At 60.5% G+C, this 16,236-nt stretch carries 14 protein-coding genes and 1 pseudogene; 6 read left to right on the forward strand and 9 right to left on the reverse strand.

Annotation, left to right across the window (positions count from 1 at the left end):
• The first annotated feature begins 477 nt into the window (after positions 1-477).
• From ACVMDN_RS30400 to tnpC, 4 genes are all read left to right on the forward strand, one after another.
• Positions 478-834 (forward strand): hypothetical protein, encoded by a 357-nt coding sequence (locus ACVMDN_RS30400; protein WP_125459264.1) that lies wholly within the window; start codon positions 478-480, stop codon positions 832-834.
• 999 nt (positions 835-1,833) lie between these two features.
• A complete protein-coding gene (gene tnpA / locus ACVMDN_RS30405) occupies positions 1,834-2,211 on the forward strand; it encodes an IS66-like element accessory protein TnpA (protein WP_176937120.1) in 378 nt (125 codons plus the stop codon).
• Entirely contained in the window at positions 2,208-2,555 is a 348-nt protein-coding gene (gene tnpB / locus ACVMDN_RS30410) for an IS66 family insertion sequence element accessory protein TnpB (protein WP_057016787.1), read from the forward strand. The genes tnpA and tnpB overlap by 4 nt, the downstream gene beginning before the upstream one ends.
• Before the next feature lie 47 nt (positions 2,556-2,602).
• Entirely contained in the window at positions 2,603-4,267 is a 1,665-nt protein-coding gene (tnpC, locus tag ACVMDN_RS30415) for an IS66 family transposase (protein ID WP_057016788.1), read from the forward strand.
• Positions 4,268-5,557: 1,290 nt separating this feature from the next.
• Here the strand turns inward: tnpC and ACVMDN_RS30420 are convergent.
• Complete coding sequence (locus ACVMDN_RS30420) at positions 5,558-5,917, reverse strand: PRC-barrel domain-containing protein (protein ID WP_018273495.1); 360 nt, start codon at positions 5,915-5,917, stop codon at positions 5,558-5,560.
• A 118-nt stretch (positions 5,918-6,035) separates the two neighbouring features.
• Here ACVMDN_RS30420 and ACVMDN_RS30425 point away from each other — a divergent pair, with 118 nt between their 5' ends.
• Entirely contained in the window at positions 6,036-6,281 is a 246-nt protein-coding gene (locus ACVMDN_RS30425; RefSeq protein ID WP_158074207.1) for a hypothetical protein, read from the forward strand.
• A gap of 296 nt (positions 6,282-6,577) precedes the next feature.
• Here ACVMDN_RS30425 and ACVMDN_RS30430 read toward each other — a convergent pair whose 3' ends face one another.
• From ACVMDN_RS30430 to ACVMDN_RS30465, 8 genes and pseudogenes are all read right to left on the reverse strand, one after another.
• Positions 6,578-7,435 carry a glucose 1-dehydrogenase gene (locus ACVMDN_RS30430; RefSeq protein ID WP_141342592.1) on the reverse strand — a complete coding sequence of 286 codons (858 nt, stop codon included), beginning with the start codon at positions 7,433-7,435 and terminating at the stop codon, positions 6,578-6,580.
• A gap of 11 nt (positions 7,436-7,446) precedes the next feature.
• A complete protein-coding gene (locus tag ACVMDN_RS30435) occupies positions 7,447-7,734 on the reverse strand; it encodes a hypothetical protein (RefSeq protein WP_076829424.1) in 288 nt (95 codons plus the stop codon).
• A gap of 86 nt (positions 7,735-7,820) precedes the next feature.
• Entirely contained in the window at positions 7,821-10,346 is a 2,526-nt protein-coding gene (locus ACVMDN_RS30440; RefSeq protein WP_141342595.1) for an excinuclease ABC subunit UvrA, read from the reverse strand.
• A gap of 261 nt (positions 10,347-10,607) precedes the next feature.
• Positions 10,608-11,578 (reverse strand): annotated as a pseudogene (locus ACVMDN_RS30445) (ATP-dependent DNA ligase).
• 278 nt (positions 11,579-11,856) lie between these two features.
• The gene (locus ACVMDN_RS30450) at positions 11,857-12,042 is read right to left on the reverse strand and encodes a cupin domain-containing protein (protein ID WP_076829427.1); all 186 of its coding nucleotides are present in this window, start codon (positions 12,040-12,042) and stop codon (positions 11,857-11,859) included.
• A 34-nt stretch (positions 12,043-12,076) separates the two neighbouring features.
• Positions 12,077-12,346 carry a cupin domain-containing protein gene (locus tag ACVMDN_RS30455; RefSeq protein ID WP_253625470.1) on the reverse strand — a complete coding sequence of 90 codons (270 nt, stop codon included), beginning with the start codon at positions 12,344-12,346 and terminating at the stop codon, positions 12,077-12,079.
• 345 nt (positions 12,347-12,691) lie between these two features.
• Entirely contained in the window at positions 12,692-13,810 is a 1,119-nt protein-coding gene (locus ACVMDN_RS30460; protein WP_076829431.1) for an NAD(P)/FAD-dependent oxidoreductase, read from the reverse strand.
• Between the two features lie 142 nt (positions 13,811-13,952).
• Positions 13,953-15,458, reverse strand: a complete 1,506-nt coding sequence (locus tag ACVMDN_RS30465; RefSeq protein WP_076829533.1) for an FAD-dependent oxidoreductase — start codon at positions 15,456-15,458, stop codon at positions 13,953-13,955.
• A gap of 167 nt (positions 15,459-15,625) precedes the next feature.
• Here ACVMDN_RS30465 and ACVMDN_RS30470 point away from each other — a divergent pair, with 167 nt between their 5' ends.
• Positions 15,626-16,141 (forward strand): YciE/YciF ferroxidase family protein, encoded by a 516-nt coding sequence (locus tag ACVMDN_RS30470; protein ID WP_076829434.1) that lies wholly within the window; start codon positions 15,626-15,628, stop codon positions 16,139-16,141.
• The last annotated feature ends 95 nt before the right edge of the window (positions 16,142-16,236 follow it).

The following is a 16,236-nucleotide window of genomic DNA, read 5'->3' on the forward strand; positions in this document are numbered from 1 at the left end:
GTCGAGCAGATCCTCGCGCTCCCATCGCGTGATCCGTCGCGCTGATCCGGGCGTGGAGGCGCAGCGCCTCGTCGGACTCTTCGTTTGTGTAGCGATACGCCAATCGAAGTGCACGTGGCGTGGCGCGGAGCGGCGGTGAGGCGATAGCCAAATCGCAATCCTGAGACAGAAGCGCTGACCTAAATTCACCCTCGATTGAAATAAAATTTGATGGGATAAGTCCAAAAGCTGACTTGATCTTTAAGCTTCCTTGAAATCGCAACGCTCCGCCAATTCGAATGGGTAAGAAGCGATGACCGATCAACAGCTGGCTCTTCATGCCGTCAGCGAAGCCCTGTGCATATTGGACGAGTATCTTCTGCCCCGCCCCCACGACAGTGAACGCATACTCGACAAGTTAGTTGAGGTTCTTGAGCGGCCCGACTTGGTCGTTGCTGTAAGTCGACTGCGGCAACGAAGTAGTCTCTAAGTGTTCCGATGAAGAGGCAATTTTCATTTATTCCTTTGGCCGCTCGCATCGCTACTTTTCTATTGATTGGAATGCCGACCGCGCAGGCAAAACAGCAATGCAGTGCGGTGATGCCCCCAAATCCGCGCGAGTATTGGTCTTGGCGCCTCATCGACGGACGAAAATGCTGGTACGAAGGCAAGCCCATGCTTTCAAAATCATTATTGGAGTGGCCCGTGCGGATTTCGACGCAGGCACGTCCCACCGAGGAGCTTGCAAGTGCACTCATAGAGAAGCCCAGCGATCCGATCGGTTCAGAAGAATGGACGCCATCTCGCCAGAATACCTTCGATGCCCTGTGGCGCACCAGGGTTGAACAGCGGTAGGGCTTTGACCTTCAAATTAAGAGAGGCTGACTTTCTCTTCATCGCTGAGGCTGTAGGACTCGGTGACTGGTATAGTCGACGTCGGCCATGCATCGATCGATCGAACCAATACTGTAGCTTCGTCGATCTCAAGTCTTTCGCTTCGATTGCCGTGAGAGCGCCATATTTTCCAATGAATGCACACGGAACGGCGCCCCGCAGAAAAGTAGCTAATCTCCAAACCGCCGATGAAACTGACCGCAGATCGTCCTTTACGCCAGTCCCGAGAAAGCCGCCCGCAGGATCATGGAGCACGCTCACGCATTCGAGCCGATCCAGGGCGGCCGGATCTAGATCGAGAAGATCAACTATCCAATGCTCTACCGGGATAAGGCGACACCGGCTGAGTATTGGGCTGACCTGAAGTATGCCGAGGAAACATGAAGTGGCTTGAGTACCGCGAGAACGGCACCTTCGTCAGAATGACGCAGGCTGGCAAAGGCCCGTTCGGCTGATCGGCAGAGAGCACGCCAGTCGTGCGACAACGTGGGCGCGCCGCGCGTTCTGACGGCAAGCTACCCCTTCAGGGGTATTAAACTTTTTAAGTCTTTGTGCAGACTTAGCTTAGCCAGGATTTTGCAGATCCTTCCTGGGGCTAGAACCGACGCCGTCCGCATGCATTTTAAGCGGGCGGCGTTCGTACAATCTGAGCCGGCGTAAGCAGCAAGAAGCCCCGACGGGGGCTAGCGGCGTCAGGGCTTCTTTCCGGATGTGATCCTCCCCGGACCGCATCCTCAGCGCGCGACTGGCTGAGCGCACCGTCAGTCTACCGGGAAATCTCAGCATTTTAGACCGCTCTGCCGGATTACCTCGACTTGACACGTGTCTAAGTTCGGTAATGTCTCACCTTGAATTTTATCGTATCCCTCCGTTGAGGGCCGCCTTGTTTGACGAACGCGATCGCTGCAGGTCCTAGGGGTAATCCTAGGAAGAAGCGCTATGACGATTTCGAGGGCGGAGGTGATCACGTCGGTCGAGCGGCGGCGCCGCTGGTCGCAAGATGAGAAGGAACGGCTTGTTGCAGCGTCGCTGGAGCCCGGCGCCAATGTTTCCGAGGTGGCTCGCGTGGCCGGGCTTCATGTGAGCCAGCTGTTCAGGTGGCGCAAGGAGCTTTGCAGGCACGGCGAAGCGAGCATAGCGCCGTTTGTTCCGGTCGAGATTGGGTCGTCCGCGCCACCGCGGGAGGTGGCCGAAGCGCCGTTGACGACGACGACGCGTCGACGCAAGAGCCACGGCATCATCGAGATTGATCTTGGTACCGGGCACCGCATCCGGGTCGATGGCGACGTTGATGGAGACGCGCTACGTCGTGTTCTCGATGCTTTGGTCCGCCGATGATCCCAGTTCCCACGGGCGCGCGAGTGTGGCTCGCGACAGGCTACACGGACATGCGCCGAGGCTTTCCGTCGTTGGCACTCCAGGTGCAGGAGGTGCTGCGCAAGGACCCGCTCAGCGGTCATCTGTTCGTCTTCCGCGGTCGCCGAAGCGATCTTGTGAAGGTGATCTGGCACGATGGCCAGGGAGCATGCCTGTTCACCAAGAGACTCGAGAGAGGAAAGTTCGTCTGGCCATCGGTTGCGGGTGAAGCTGTGACGATCTCGCCGGCTCAGATGAGCTACCTGTTGTCCGGAATCGATTGGCGTAACCCTCAAGAAACCCATCGGCCGACGCGGGTCGGATAGCCGCTTTTACGATTTGAATCTGCTGCTCGATCTGATTCAATGGCTTCATGACATCGAAGCCGGACGATCTTCCTTCTGACCTCGCGAGCGCCTACCTTGCGCTGCTGGCCGAGCGAGAGATGTTGCAGGCTGAGCGCGATGTCGCCGTCGCGGATGCCGCCAGTGCGCGGGCGGAGCTGTCGGACAACGAAGCGCTGATCGCACATCTTGAGCTGCGGATCGAGAAGCTCAAGCGCGAACTGCACGGGCAGCGATCCGAGCGCTCGGCACGGCTGCTCGAGCAGTTGGAGTTGGAGCTCGAGGAACTCGTAACCACGGCGAGCGAGGATGAGCTTGCCGCTCAGGCGGCGGCGGCGAAGACGCAGAACGTCCGTCCCTTCACGCGTAAGCGGCCGGTGCGCAAGCCTTGGCCAGACGATATCGAACACGAGCGCGTCGTCGTTGAAGCTCCAACGACCTGCGCCTGCTGCGGTGGATCACGGCTGGCGAAGGTCGGCGAGGATGTGACCAAGACGCTGGAGGAGATCCCGCGCCGCTTCAAGGTCATAGAGACGGTACGCGAGAAGTTCACCTGCCGCGATTGCGAGACGATCAGTCAGGCGCCGGCGCCGTTCCATGCCACGCCGCGCGGCTTCATCGGTCCACAATTGCTGGCGACCATCCTGTTCGACAAGTTCGGCATGCATATCCCGCTCAACCGCCAAAGCGCGCGCTTCAAGAGCGAGAGGATCGACCTGTCGTTGTCGACGCTGGCGGACCAGGTCGGCCACGGGACCTTCGCGGTCATGCCGCTCTTCCACCTGATCGAACGCCATGTGCTCGCTGCCGAGCGCCTTCATGGCGATGACACTACCATCCGGATCCTGGCGAAGGGCAAGTGCACGACCGGACGGATCTGGACGTATGTACGGGATGATCGGCCCTTTGCCGGGCCTGCGCCGCCTGCGGCGGTCTATTACGCCTCGGGTGACCGACGAGGCGAGCATCCCCAGAAGCATCTGGCCGCCTTCGCCGGCATCCTGCAAGCCGATTGCTACAACGGCTTCGAGCCGCTGTTCGATCCGCAGAAGAAGACACTACCAATTACGCCGGCGTATTGCTTTGCCCATGCCCGGCGAGGCTTCTTCGAGCTGGCTGACATCGAGAAAAATGCTCGGGAGGGCAAGAAGGGTAAACCGGTCTCCCCGATCGCACTGGAGGCGGTCAAGCGGCTGGACGCGTTGTTCGAGATCGAGCGCGCCATCAACGGCTGTGACGCTGACGACCGGCGCGCCGTCCGCCAGGAACAGAGCAAGCCGCTTCTCGACGACATGCACGCCTGGCTGCTGCGCGAGCGCGAAACCCTCTCGCGCTCGTCCGAGGTCCTGAAGCCGATCAACTACATGCTCAGGCGCTGGGAGGGCTTCGCCCGCTTCCTCGACGACGGCAGGATCTGCTTGACCAACAATTGCGCTGAACGCGCATTGAGAGGCATCGCCTTGGGACGGCGCAACTGGACCTTCGCCGGCAGCCAGCGTGGGGCCAACCGTGCCGCCATCATGCTGACGATGATCACGACGTGTCGTCTCAATGACGTCGATCCAAAGGCCTGGCTTGCCGACGTCCTCACCCGTATCGCCGATCTTCCCACTTCGCGTCTGCACGAACTGCTGCCCTGGGAATGGAAGCTTCTGCGCCAGGCTGCAGAGCCCTCCGATCAGCGGGCCGCCTGATCTTCACCCAACGCCATCATAGCGCTCTCGAGACCCGCGCGCATGCGTCAATCGGGCGGCCCTCGTCGTGTGCGTACATTTTATCCCGCTTTGTCGCGTTTTCAGACGCGCGCTCCATCTGCTCGGCCGTAAGGAGGCGCACGCGAGGCTAGAGCGTTGATTCTTTGCCGCAGATGATCAACCAGCCGCTCCGCACCGACAGTCATGCAGCCATCATGCCCCCAAGGCACTTGGACGACCTCGAGCTGAGAACACAGGTGCCGCCAGTTCCGTCCCTCGTGTTCGGCCGCGTAAAAGGCAACGGCGACCTCGAGCGATGCCGGAAGATATCGCGCCATCGCCATCGAATAAGCATCCCACAGAGCCGGCGAAATCTTGCCCTTGGCGGTCCATACCGGTTCGCTCGTCGAATGCTTGGCGTCTCGCTATGCGGAAGCGATACTGGCGCTGGATCATGCGCGCGCTTTGCCGCCTGGGCCGGCTCGCGTTGAAGCGATGAAACATGCCGGCGCCCTTCGCGTCGCGGCAGACCGGATCACTGGCCCGAAGCTGCCCCGTCGCGGGCGTCCACCAAGTTAATCGGGCGACAAGGAGTGAGGCGCATTGCTCATCAAGCGCTTTGACAGGATGTCGCAGCGCCGGAACGTTTGAGCGATTCGTCAAATCGGTTCGGGATGGGAAAGTTTCGGCATCACGCTACTAAGCGTCGCGATAATCGCGGCGATGTATTTCTACGCCCTCAGTCTCGGATAGCCTATCCGCTCTCATATTCCAGTTCGCGCGCACCTACCTTTCTTGACTTGCAAGGCCGTGCGGCGTGCTTGCCGCTAATGCGACAGTTCCTGGACAGCAATTAGATCAGCTTCCCCGGGCCCGGATCGCGGACCCGTACCGCGTTCCTAATCCCGGCCTTGGCCGTGAACCCGAGCGCTTGAGATACACGGACTCAGATGTCTGACAGTCTGACATATCGCAGTCCAACTAACGCGTGACCAGCGGCCCTGACTGGGCCGAGCGCACTAAGCGTTCAGCCGCGCGCGTGCCGGGTCTCCACATTTTTCTCAGGGCCTCGTGGTGCGGGAAGTAGAGGCGCGCTATATCGCTTCGCCTGAGGAGATAAGGTTCCCGCGGCGCGGGCGAGTACCTGCGCTAGGCTTGCTCGCGCGAGCGCTTCCTAGAACTCGCTTTCAAGACCCGATTTGCGGCCGACCGGTTATTCGACGATGCTCCCACACGCTTTTCGCGAATGCAGCGCACTTTGATGACGAGCACACCGCATTTCGAGGGCAATCAGATTGGTACTCGGTAATAGTCATTTACCGATCGACCGGCCGCCGGATCATTCCAATTCCATGCCGTCTCATCACGATATTTGGGCGCGCCCTGCAGTTGGCTTTCTGTCACGCCTGTGACGTACCCGCCAAGATTGGTGTCGTACTTCAACGATTGCCAAGGCAGTGGATAATGGTCATCGCCGATGCCAAGAAGGCCGCCGAAGCTCAGGACCGCGTAGGAGACCTTTCCGCTCTTTTTGTCGATCATCACCCGCTCGATACTGCCGATCTTCTGACTGTCTGCACCGTAAACTGTCGTGCCTTCAACCTTGTCGCTGCCGATCAAGTTGCCGGATTCCTTCGCTTCGAGTGCCATAACATCCTCCGTTTAAGATCTTAACGGCAAATGTCTTCGGGAGAGCAAGGTTCCTACGATACGCCCGGTGCCAGCTTTAAGGTTGGGAAAAAGATGCAACCTTCGCCGTGGAAAGGGATTGCACGCCAATGATGCCTTCGTCGCGGAGCTTGAAATGGCAAATGCAATCACATTGCGGACTGCGATCGATATCGCTTGGAGCGTTTTCTGCGCCACTCACTCCGGGATTGATACATCAGATAGGCGTCGTTGCCTGCTTGAGCGTCACCTCTATGGGAGCTGGGATCGCCGCGAAGGCGATGCGGAAGACCTCGCAAGTTTCGGATTGGCCTATCTGAGTCAGCTTTCCGAAGACGAACATTGACGCGTGGGCAAGAGTTCCTCGAGCGCATCACTATAGAGGGCACGCGCGCGGTGATCGGCACCGCAAGGCCGGAGCATTGCCGAACTCGGTTCGGCTGCAATCATCTTACTGCTCCGAGCGGTGCTTCCTATCTGAAGGACCATCGATGCGCATCGCCCAACTTGCCCCCTCGCTTAAAGCGTAAGCTCTATGGAGGCGCCCGGCTCAACGTCCGGATTGCTGAGACGCCAAAGCTTCCCTTTCACGACGAAGTAGCGGCCATCGGGCGTCACGGGATGCTTTATGCCAGCCACTTCTCAGATGAAGGGTTTGCCCCCGGTCACCGCGACGGTCGTGCCCGAAGTGTAGCTGGATAGCGGGTCGGCGAGCATCACGTAGGCTGTGGCGAGTTCAGCCGGCTGGCCAGCCCTCTTCAGCGGCACTTGCTTGCCAAAGTTCTTTACGGCTTCCTCTGGCATCGTCGAGGGAATGAGCGGGGTCCAAATTGGACCCGGCGCAACGGCATTCACCCGGATGCCATTCTCCGCCAGCATCTGGGCCAGGCCGCCCGTAAAGTTCTGGATCGCTCCCTTCGTCGTCGCGTAGGCGAGCAGGATCGGGTTCGGCATGTCGGAATTTACCGATGCCGTGTTAATGATGGCGCCTCCAGGCTTCATATGCGGGACCGCGGCCTTGGCGAGGTAAAACATCGCATGGATGTTCACCTCGAAGGTCATGCGCCATTCTTCGTCGCTAATGTCGCCGATGTCGGCGAAGGTCGCCTGATGCGCGGCATTATTGACGAGAATGTCGACGCCGCCAAGTTCCTGCACGGCGCGGTCGACAACGGTGCGGCAATGGTCGGCCGAGCGAAGGTCGCCCTCGACGAGGACAGCCCTGCGCCCTTCCTTCTCAATGATCGCCGCGACTTCTTTCGCATCGTCGCTTTCGTCAAGGTAGGCGATCAGGACGTCGGCGCCCTCGCGGGCGAAGGCTATGGCGACCGCGCGCCCGATGCCGCTGTCGCCGCCAGTAATAATGGCGCACTTGCCTTGAAGCCGTCCCGAGCCCTTATAGCTTGTCTCGCCATGATCCGGGCGCGGGTCCATCTTCCCCGTCGAGCCTGGCATGGGTTGTCGCTGGCTGGGAAACGGCGGTTTGGGATATTCGGGCATGATTCTGTCCTTTACTTCGTCCGGACGGCCTTAGCACCAACGGATTTCAGCGCGTCCGCGACGCGCTTCGGATCGTCGCCATGGAAGTCGACGGATACTTCGATCGGGCCCTCAAGCTTCTCGCCCGGCTTCGGCTTTACCTTCACGTCGGCGAGCGCGGGTCGATCGCCGGATGTATTGTCGGCGCCCATCGGCTGCACCACGTCGGTTCTCTGGACTCCGCACTCCTGCACAACGTGCTCGACCGCGAGTTCTGCCGCGCGGCGAGTATCGAATTCGGCGACGAGGATGCCTTCCATGCGTGTCTCTTTCGGGCAGGCGATGGCAAACAACCAACTGCGTCCCCCGGTGTTCCTATGGGGGCTGGCGGCCTTCGATGAACTAGTTAGAGCGCTCGCTTCAAATATTCTGCTGTCCGGCTCCCGGAGGCAGCAACTTGATCCGGTCGTCCGGACGCCACGATGCGGCCTCCTTCGTTTCCAGCGCCAGGGCCGACTTCTACGATCCAGTCGCTCTCCGCTGCAACAGACATATCATGCTCGACCAGAACGACGGTGTTGCCAGCCTCGACGAGCCCTTGCAGTTGATTGCCGAGCTTTGTGACATCGGACGGATGCAGTCCCGTCGTCGGCTCGTCGAGCACATATAATGTGCCGCCACGATGGGCGCGCTGGAGCTCGGTGGCGAGTTTGACGCGTTGCGCCTCTCCTCCTGAAAGTTCGGTGGCCGACTGGCCAAGTCTAATGTAACCGAGCCCGACCTCACGCAGAACGCCCAAAGAGCGCGAAAGAACGTCATCGTCTTTAAAGAACTCGAAAGCCGCGTCGACGGTCATCGCCAGCACATCGGCGATCGACTTGTCCCGTATCTTGATCTCGAGCGTTCTCGCGTTATAGCGAGCGCCCCGGCACGTCGGACACGGAGTATAGACGCTCGGAAGGAACAGCAGCTCTACGCATACATACCCTTCGCCCTCGCAGGTTTCGCAACGGCCCCTGGCCACATTGAACGAAAATCTGCCCGCGTCGTAGCGCCTGGCACGCGCCTGCTTCGTCCCGGCGAACAGTTTACGCACGTGATCGAGCAAGCCGGTGTAAGTCGCCAAATTGGACCGCGGGGTCCGGCCGATCGGCTTCTGATCGACCACAACGAGACGTTTAACGCGATCCAACCCTTCCGTAATTTCCCCACTCAGCGTACGCACGGTCTCCTGCAGCTCAGCTTCGTCCAGATCGGATTTGCGTTGCTGACCTAGGTTCTCCGCGATCGCCTCGACGAGAAACTGGCTGATGAGAGTGGATTTGCCCGAGCCGGACACGCCGGTCACACATGTAAGGACGCCGAGAGGGAGGTCGGCATCGAGACGGCTCAGGTTATTCCGCGTCACGTTCCGCAGCTTCAGCCAGCTGCTCGGCCGACGGATCTTGCGTGGTGCCCTCGCGGCATCTTCGAACAGATACCTTCGTGTTTGGGACGCCTCGACTTTGGCCAAACCGGCAAGGCGCCCGCTGTAGAGTATCCGACCGCCCTGGTCCCCGGCAGCGGGCCCAACGTCGACGATCCAGTCGGCCTCGCGCACCACATCGAGCTCGTGTTCAACGACAAAGAGCGAATTTCCCGATGCCTTCAGGCGCCCGAGTGCCCGCAAGAGCGCCTGAGTGTCTGCCGGGTGCAGGCCAGCGGAGGGCTCGTCCAGTACGTAGACGACCCCGAACAGGTTCGATCGGACCTGCGTCGCGAGACGCAGACGCTGCAGTTCGCCCGGCGATAACGTCGGCGTGCTGCGCTCTAAGGTGAGATAACCGAGGCCTAGCTCAAGCAGAACTTCGAGACGCCCGACGAGATCCTCGACGATTCTCTGAACAACAAGCGCCTTTTCGGGATGATCGTCGGTACCGTCTTTCTTGCTTCCATCAATATACGGTTTGATAAGCTCGTCGAGCTTGGCCAACGGCAGGCGAGACATCTCGGCAATGTCCATTCCTGCGAATTTGACCGAAAGTGCTTCTGCTTTTAGCCGCTTCCCACCGCAGACCGGGCAATCATCGCTCGACAGAAACTGCGCTACACGCCGCTTCATCATGACGCTCTGCGTGGTGGCATATGTCTGAAGCACGTACCGGCGGGCGCCGGTGAAGGTGCCCATATAGCTGGGCTCCTCCTTGCGCTTCAGGGCTTTTCGCGTCTCGGCTGGCGTGTATCCCGCATACACCGGTACGGTTGGCTGCTCGTCCGTGAAGAGAATCCAGTCACGATCTTTCTTCGAAAGCTCGCGCCACGGCCTATCGACGTCATACCCCAAGGTGACGAGAATGTCCCGGAGATTCTGGCCCTGCCAAGCCGAAGGCCAGGCCGCAATGGCGCGCTCACGGATCGTCAAAGTGTCGTCGGGTACCAGACTTCGTTCGACGACCTGATGAATTCGCCCGATGCCGTGACAGTTCGGACAGGCGCCTTCCGGCGTGTTGGGCGAGAAGGACTCCGCGTAAAGCAAGGCCTGCCCGCGTAGATATGTGCCCGCCCGCGAATACAGTATGCGCAAGAGGTTGGAGAGCGTCGTGACGCTTCCCACCGACGACCTGGTTGTCGGCGATCCGCGCTGCTGCTGAAGAGCGACGGCTGGCGGCAATCCTTCGACTGCGTCGACGTCGGGCACCTGCATCTGATGGAATAGCCGACGTGCGTAAGGTGATACGGATTCGAGATAACGACGTTGAGCCTCCGCGTATAACGTCCCAAACGCTAAGGAGGACTTGCCGGATCCGGACACGCCTGTGAAGACCACGAGCTCATTGCGCGGGATGTCCAGCGAAACGTTCCGGAGGTTATGCTCCCGCGCTCCGCGGACGCGGACGAAACCGTCGGCAATCGCGGAAGTCAGTTCTTCACTTCTATCGGCTTTCTCGAACATCGAGAGGTAAAAGCCCGGCTGCATCTCGTGGTTCCCGAGGGCACCCGGTCGAGTCGCCCGGGGCGCGTTAACGAAGGAACCATGAAGGAACACCCTTGTTGCGTCTGATACGGCAAAGTCCTTGAGACGACCGAAGAATGGCCAAGAGAGATGTGCTACGGCTGGGGCCACCTGGCGCCAATACGATTCACATCTGCGTCGACCCAAGTATCCGTCAGGCTGGCTCGATCGCCCTCATGAGGTCCCGCGCGATCTTTTGCTTCATCTGTTGGTGCACTGGTTCGCCTTCTTGTCGGACCTCCATCTAAGGATGGTCGTGCCGTGCCGAAAGCGGCCACCGGTGAAGTGATCGTAGGACACTTCGACAACGTATTTCGGCTTCACCGCCTGCCATTCGGACGACCGTCTCGTCGACCATCGGCTTGGTCCGCCTGGCGCGTTGCCAGTGAAGCTTTTGGTCGCCGCAATCATCTCGAGTCTTTCGGTCAGCGCCGGCTTGTCCTTTGCCTTGATGGCTGACGAAAAGCCGACGTGGTGCAGGAGGCCATCTAATCTGCATCGTAAAGCCCCAGCAGCAATGAGGCGACAGCTTTGCGGCCGGCCTGCAGCTTCTCGCCGTAGCGAAAGCCTCCAATGACGCAATCAGCGCAGCGATATCGCTTGATCTTCTGCATGCCCTCGCGCTTCCCGGTCTGGTACGGAAGATCGAGCCGCTTCGCGACCACGCCGTCACTTCCGCCGCCGGCCGACTGCAGCCACCGCTCGGCATCCCCGAACTTCGTGCTGGCCGGCGATAGCCGAAATAGCGGCGCGCTCGAAAAACTGCGGCCAGCAAGCTTTTCCAACTGAAGTCGCCGTCGGGACAACGGTTGGTCGGCCAACTTTTTGTCGCCCAGCTCCAGCAGATCGAAAGCGAGAAATAGGGCCGGCGTGTCCCGGGACAGCTTCTGAACGCGGCTAGCGGCCGGATGGATGCGCTGCAGGAGGTCATTGAACGAAAATTGCCCGCCAATCTCGACGACGAGCTCGCCGTCAAGCACAAGCCTCTGCTCGCGCAAATCGCGGGCTGCGGCGACGATCTCCGGGAAGTATCGGGCGAGATCCCGGCCGGACTTCGAGCGCATGGACACCGCGTCCCGGTCCCGCGCCAGCAGGCAACGAAATCCGTCCCATTTGGGTTCATATTGCCACTCCTTTCCGACTGGAATGGCATCGACAGAACGTGCCTCCATCGCCTCCATACGGACACCACGCGGCGGCATTTCGACCTCCTGCTCGATGATTGGTCGCGGGAATACTATCGTGCGCGCCACTTTGGCGGTCAGGAGCCGCGCCAGGACGTCACCCGTAACTTTCAAATGCGCTTCGACGAGCGCGCGGGGAAGCCATTGGTTAAGCGAGATGTCGACATACCGGTTCGACCTGACATCTCCAGAAACCGCAGCGGGCGGTCTCCCGTGTTGTCGATGTAGTGCCCATCGCGAACGCGGCGTGTGGGCGAGCCAGTCGGTTAGTAGGAAAGTGTTTTCTTCCGAGAACGCACCATCGTCGAAGACGAGCAGAAACTCGCACCCTTCACGTCGCTGTTGATTCCTTGGATCGAGTGCGGGATTCCCGCCGGAAAATAGAAACATCGTCCGCGAATGTTCGAGCCGGCCTCGTCGACCGCGGTGATCCGCGCCTTGCCTCGAAGCATGTACGACCATTCGGCTTGTTTGTGCCAATGCAGTTCAGACGCCCCCTGCCTCCAGTCTCATGTTGACTCCTGACACGTCCTTTGCGATCGGCAGTTCTCGGATCGTCGTCTCGCGGGTCCACCCGCTCTTTTCGATCCTGACGTGACTGTCAGCGAACGACCATTTCAGATTGGGCATCGAGCCGTGATCGGTTTCCGGCGGGCGGATGGTGAAGGGCTCCTGAACTTCCCGCGCAGGCTTGCGAGAGCCCGAGATGTGGGCCCCTTTGCCGTCTCGTTTAGGCTCCGGCGGATCTTTAGCCATGACCATTCTTGATCGATCGTTGTCGGTCCTTCCAGAACGGCCTCGGGTCCCCTTCGTTGCTAGAGCACCGCGTACGGCCACAGCGTTCGCAGTAGGAACGGTTCCGCCGCCGGTCCATTGCCCAGATTGAAGGAGCAGGGAATGGCGGATCAGGTGCGGCGCGGAGCGATGAAGCGCAATCCAGCACAGACGTTTCGGAAGGCGTGAGACCGCCCGCACGGTGCGGCAAAGGAAAGAAGGGCAGCCGCCGGGCCAGGTGCTCGCATTTCTGCGTGATGTGGTGCGAGAGGCTCCGCTGCCCTCGGTGCTCGTCGCCTTCATGCTGGGCTGCCTGATCGCGCGTCGTTAGCCGGGAATATCGCGATCAATCGCAAGATCATCGAACAGGGGCGAAGAACCTCCGGCAAGCATCGCCGCCAGAAGTTCCGCCGCGAGGAAGCTGAAGGTAATGCCGTTGCCGCCATAGCCAAAGGCGGCGAAGATATTCTTGGAGCCGGGCACCCTGCCGATCAACGGCAAGCCGTCATGGGTGGTATCGAAGGCGCCCGACCAGCCGAACGCCACATCTTCCGATGCATGCGGCCAAAGCGCCTTCAGATAATCTTTGAGCGCCCTCACCTTGGCAGGCGTGGCGTCATCACGAGCGTCAGGCTCGATGAGCGTACGGTCATCTTCGCCACCAAGGATGATGCGGCCATCAGCGGTGGTCCGCGCATAGTGATAGTTCCGGCTCGCTTCCCAGATGAGCGCCTGTTCGGGCCACAGATGGCCTGGCTGCCGCCGGCTCGCGATGACCCAGCTGGAAGCTGGTTGCTGCGCCGTGGGCCGCACAATATCCGGCATCACATAGCCGGTCGCGAGCACAACCTGGCGCGCCTCGATCGAAAGTCCGTTCTCAAGGCCGACGGTGACTCTCTGGGCCGTGCTGTCGTAGGCAACCGCGTTGGCCTTGAGAAGGCGGGCACCGCGTTGCAGGGAGATATCAAGCAGGCCATGTGTGAGCAGCACAGGATCGGCATCAGCCGCGTCCCTTGACAAAAGGGCGCCCGCCCGCGCGATGCCGAAGCGCTTCAGCAGCGCGGCGTGATCGAGATAGAGGGACGGCAGATCGGCGCGGCTCCTCAGCGCATATTCATCCTGAACAAGGTTCGGACTGTCATCGACGACGAGATAGAGCGAGAGACGCCGTCGCATCTGGCAGGCAATTCCATGCTGCCTAACCAGGGACGGCAGGCCTTGCGCGGCATGGTGGCTGGCCCGATAGCAGCGAACGGCCTTCTCGAAACCATAGAGCTGCGCGAGTTCGAACAGCGGCCGGTCGATTTCCCAGAGCAGCATGGCGGTGCTGGCCACCGTGCTGCCGAGACTGGGAAGCTCGCGATCGATGACGACCACCTGGCGGCCTTGCCGTGTCAGGCGCTCGGCCATCAGCGCACCGGTGATGCCGGCGCCGATGATCAACACCTCGCACCGAAAGCTGTCAACGATCGGCTCAATTGGCAGCGGCCGTAGGACGGCCCACGGTGTGCGCGGGCTACGCAGATCGCCCTGCTCGATGTCCTCGTCCTTGAAGATGGAACGCTCCCTGAGCCTTGACCGGATCTCGCTAGACCTTTACCGGGCGCAAAGCCGACACGGCCGGAGCATTGATCGGCCGTCCGTTGGGCGCAAAGATCGAACCGTGGCACGGACAATCCCAGCAGCTCTCGAAGCTGTTCCAGTGCAGATGACAGCCAATATGCGTGCAACTGGCCGAATGAAGATGCAGTTCGCCAGCCTTGTCCTTGTAGGCTGCGATCTTTTCGAGTCCCCGCCGCAGAATGGCGCCCTCACCCGGCTGAAGCTCTTCGAGCGAAGCGATTTCACCCGGCGCCACATATTCCGCGAGGTTTTGCAGGATCGTCATGTTCTCGCGCAGGAAATTCCGCGCCGCTGCGAGCGGCTTGCGATCCGGCGCATAGACGGACTTCCACGGATGATCTTCGCCCAGAATGAGGGCTGTGTTCAGCATCGCGCCCATCACACCATGGGTCAGGCCCTGGCCTGAATCGCCCATTGCAAGGTAAATGCGCTGGCTGCCGGGCTCGCGGCCGATGAAGCCGGCATAGTCGATCGTGTCGAGAACCTGACCCGACCAGCGATGGGTTAGGCGGTCCAAAGCCGGGATCAATTCACGCGCCCAGTTCTCCAGCCGAGCAAAGCGCTGGTCGGCATCGTTGGCCTCACCGCTTTTATGGTCTTCGCCGCCGACCAGCACGAAATCAACCTCCTCGGGGCCCGTTTGCAACCGCACATAATGGTAGGGATCTTCGGTGTCCCAATAGAGCGCGTCGGGCAGTTCGCCCCGCGCGATGGCAAAGGCGAGCACGTAAGTGCGGTAAGGAGCAACCTTGGTATGCAGTTGAAAGCGGTCGGCGATTGATGCGTTGGTCGCGATGACAGCATGCGCGGCCGTGATCTGCCCCTGTGAGGTTCGCAGCGTGACGCCGCCGTCATGTTCGGCGACTTCCTCGACCGGGCTGTTGGCAAAGAAACGGACGCTGCCGCTTGCGCAAGCGGCAGCAAGTCCGGCGAGATATTTGAGGGGATGGAATTTTGCCTGGCGCGGATAGCGCAAGACGTGCCGGCTCTCGCAGCCCTTGAGCGGCACGCCGACCAGCCGGTGCACCGGTGCGCCGACCTCGCGCACCGCTTCCAGCTCCTCATCGAATATGTCGGCCGGCATGCCATTGCCTTGAAAAAGATAACCGTCAAGACGGAGAAAGTCGCAGGCAATTTTCTCGCTTGTCTGGATTTCCTCGACGCGATCCACGGCGGCGGCCTGACTTTCGTAGAACAGCTTGGCGGCCTCGGCGCGGCGCAGCTTCCTGAATTCGCTCATCAAATCATCGCAGAGCGGCGCAAGATGCGCCGAAGTGCGCGCCGTCATGCCGCTTGCGATACCCTTGCGGTCGATGACGATGACCGAGCGGCCGCGCTTCATCAATTCGTACGCCGTCGACAGTCCGGCGATGCCCGAACCAACCACGGCGACATCGCATTGCACATCGCCTTTGAGGGCACCCGCCTCCGGCAGGATTTCGGTCTCCATCCAGAGCGAGGTGCTGACCATGTTGAACTCCACCCAAAGAGGCAAAACGCGGCCTGTTTGCGCGAGTTCCTGCGGACGCACGAGGCGCCCCCACCATCATAATCTTCCCGGCCGGCTGCGGCGTTCACGCCCAGGAACCAGCACGGCGAGCATGCGTTCCCCCCGCTTTAGGAGCGAGGAGCGGCGTCATGGGACTATTCACCAAAGACATCAAGACGATGGATGATCTTCTGCTGCATGGCTTGCAGGACATCTATTATGCCGAGCAGCAGATCACCAAGGCCCTGCCGAAAATGATCGACAAAGCCAACAACCGGGATCTGGCCACGGGCCTCAAGAGCCATCTCGAGGAGACCAACAAGCAGATCGAGCGTCTCGAAAAGGTGTTCGAGAAACTCGGCCAATCGCCAAGCGGCACGCAATGCCCAGCCATCGACGGGATCATCAAGGAAGCCGACGAGACGGCCGGCGAGATCGAGGACAAGACGGTGCTGGATGCGGCGCTCGTCGCCAACGCGCAGGCCGTCGAGCACTACGAGATATGCCGCTACGGCACCTTGATCGCCTGGGCGGAGGAGCTCGGCCACGACGATATCGTGCGCTTCCTTACCACGAACCTAAACGAAGAGAAGGCCGCGAACGCCAAGCTCAATACGGTTGCGTTGCGCAAGGGCGTCAACAAGAAGGCCTCCACCTCCGCCTGATTCCCGGCAGGGCTCGGCGGATCGATTTCCGTCGGGCCCGCTGCTCCTTTCGAGGCCCGAGTCGTCCGCCATGACCAATCTGACAAAACTACCGA

This window comes from Bradyrhizobium sp. USDA 4510, from assembly GCF_054059095.1.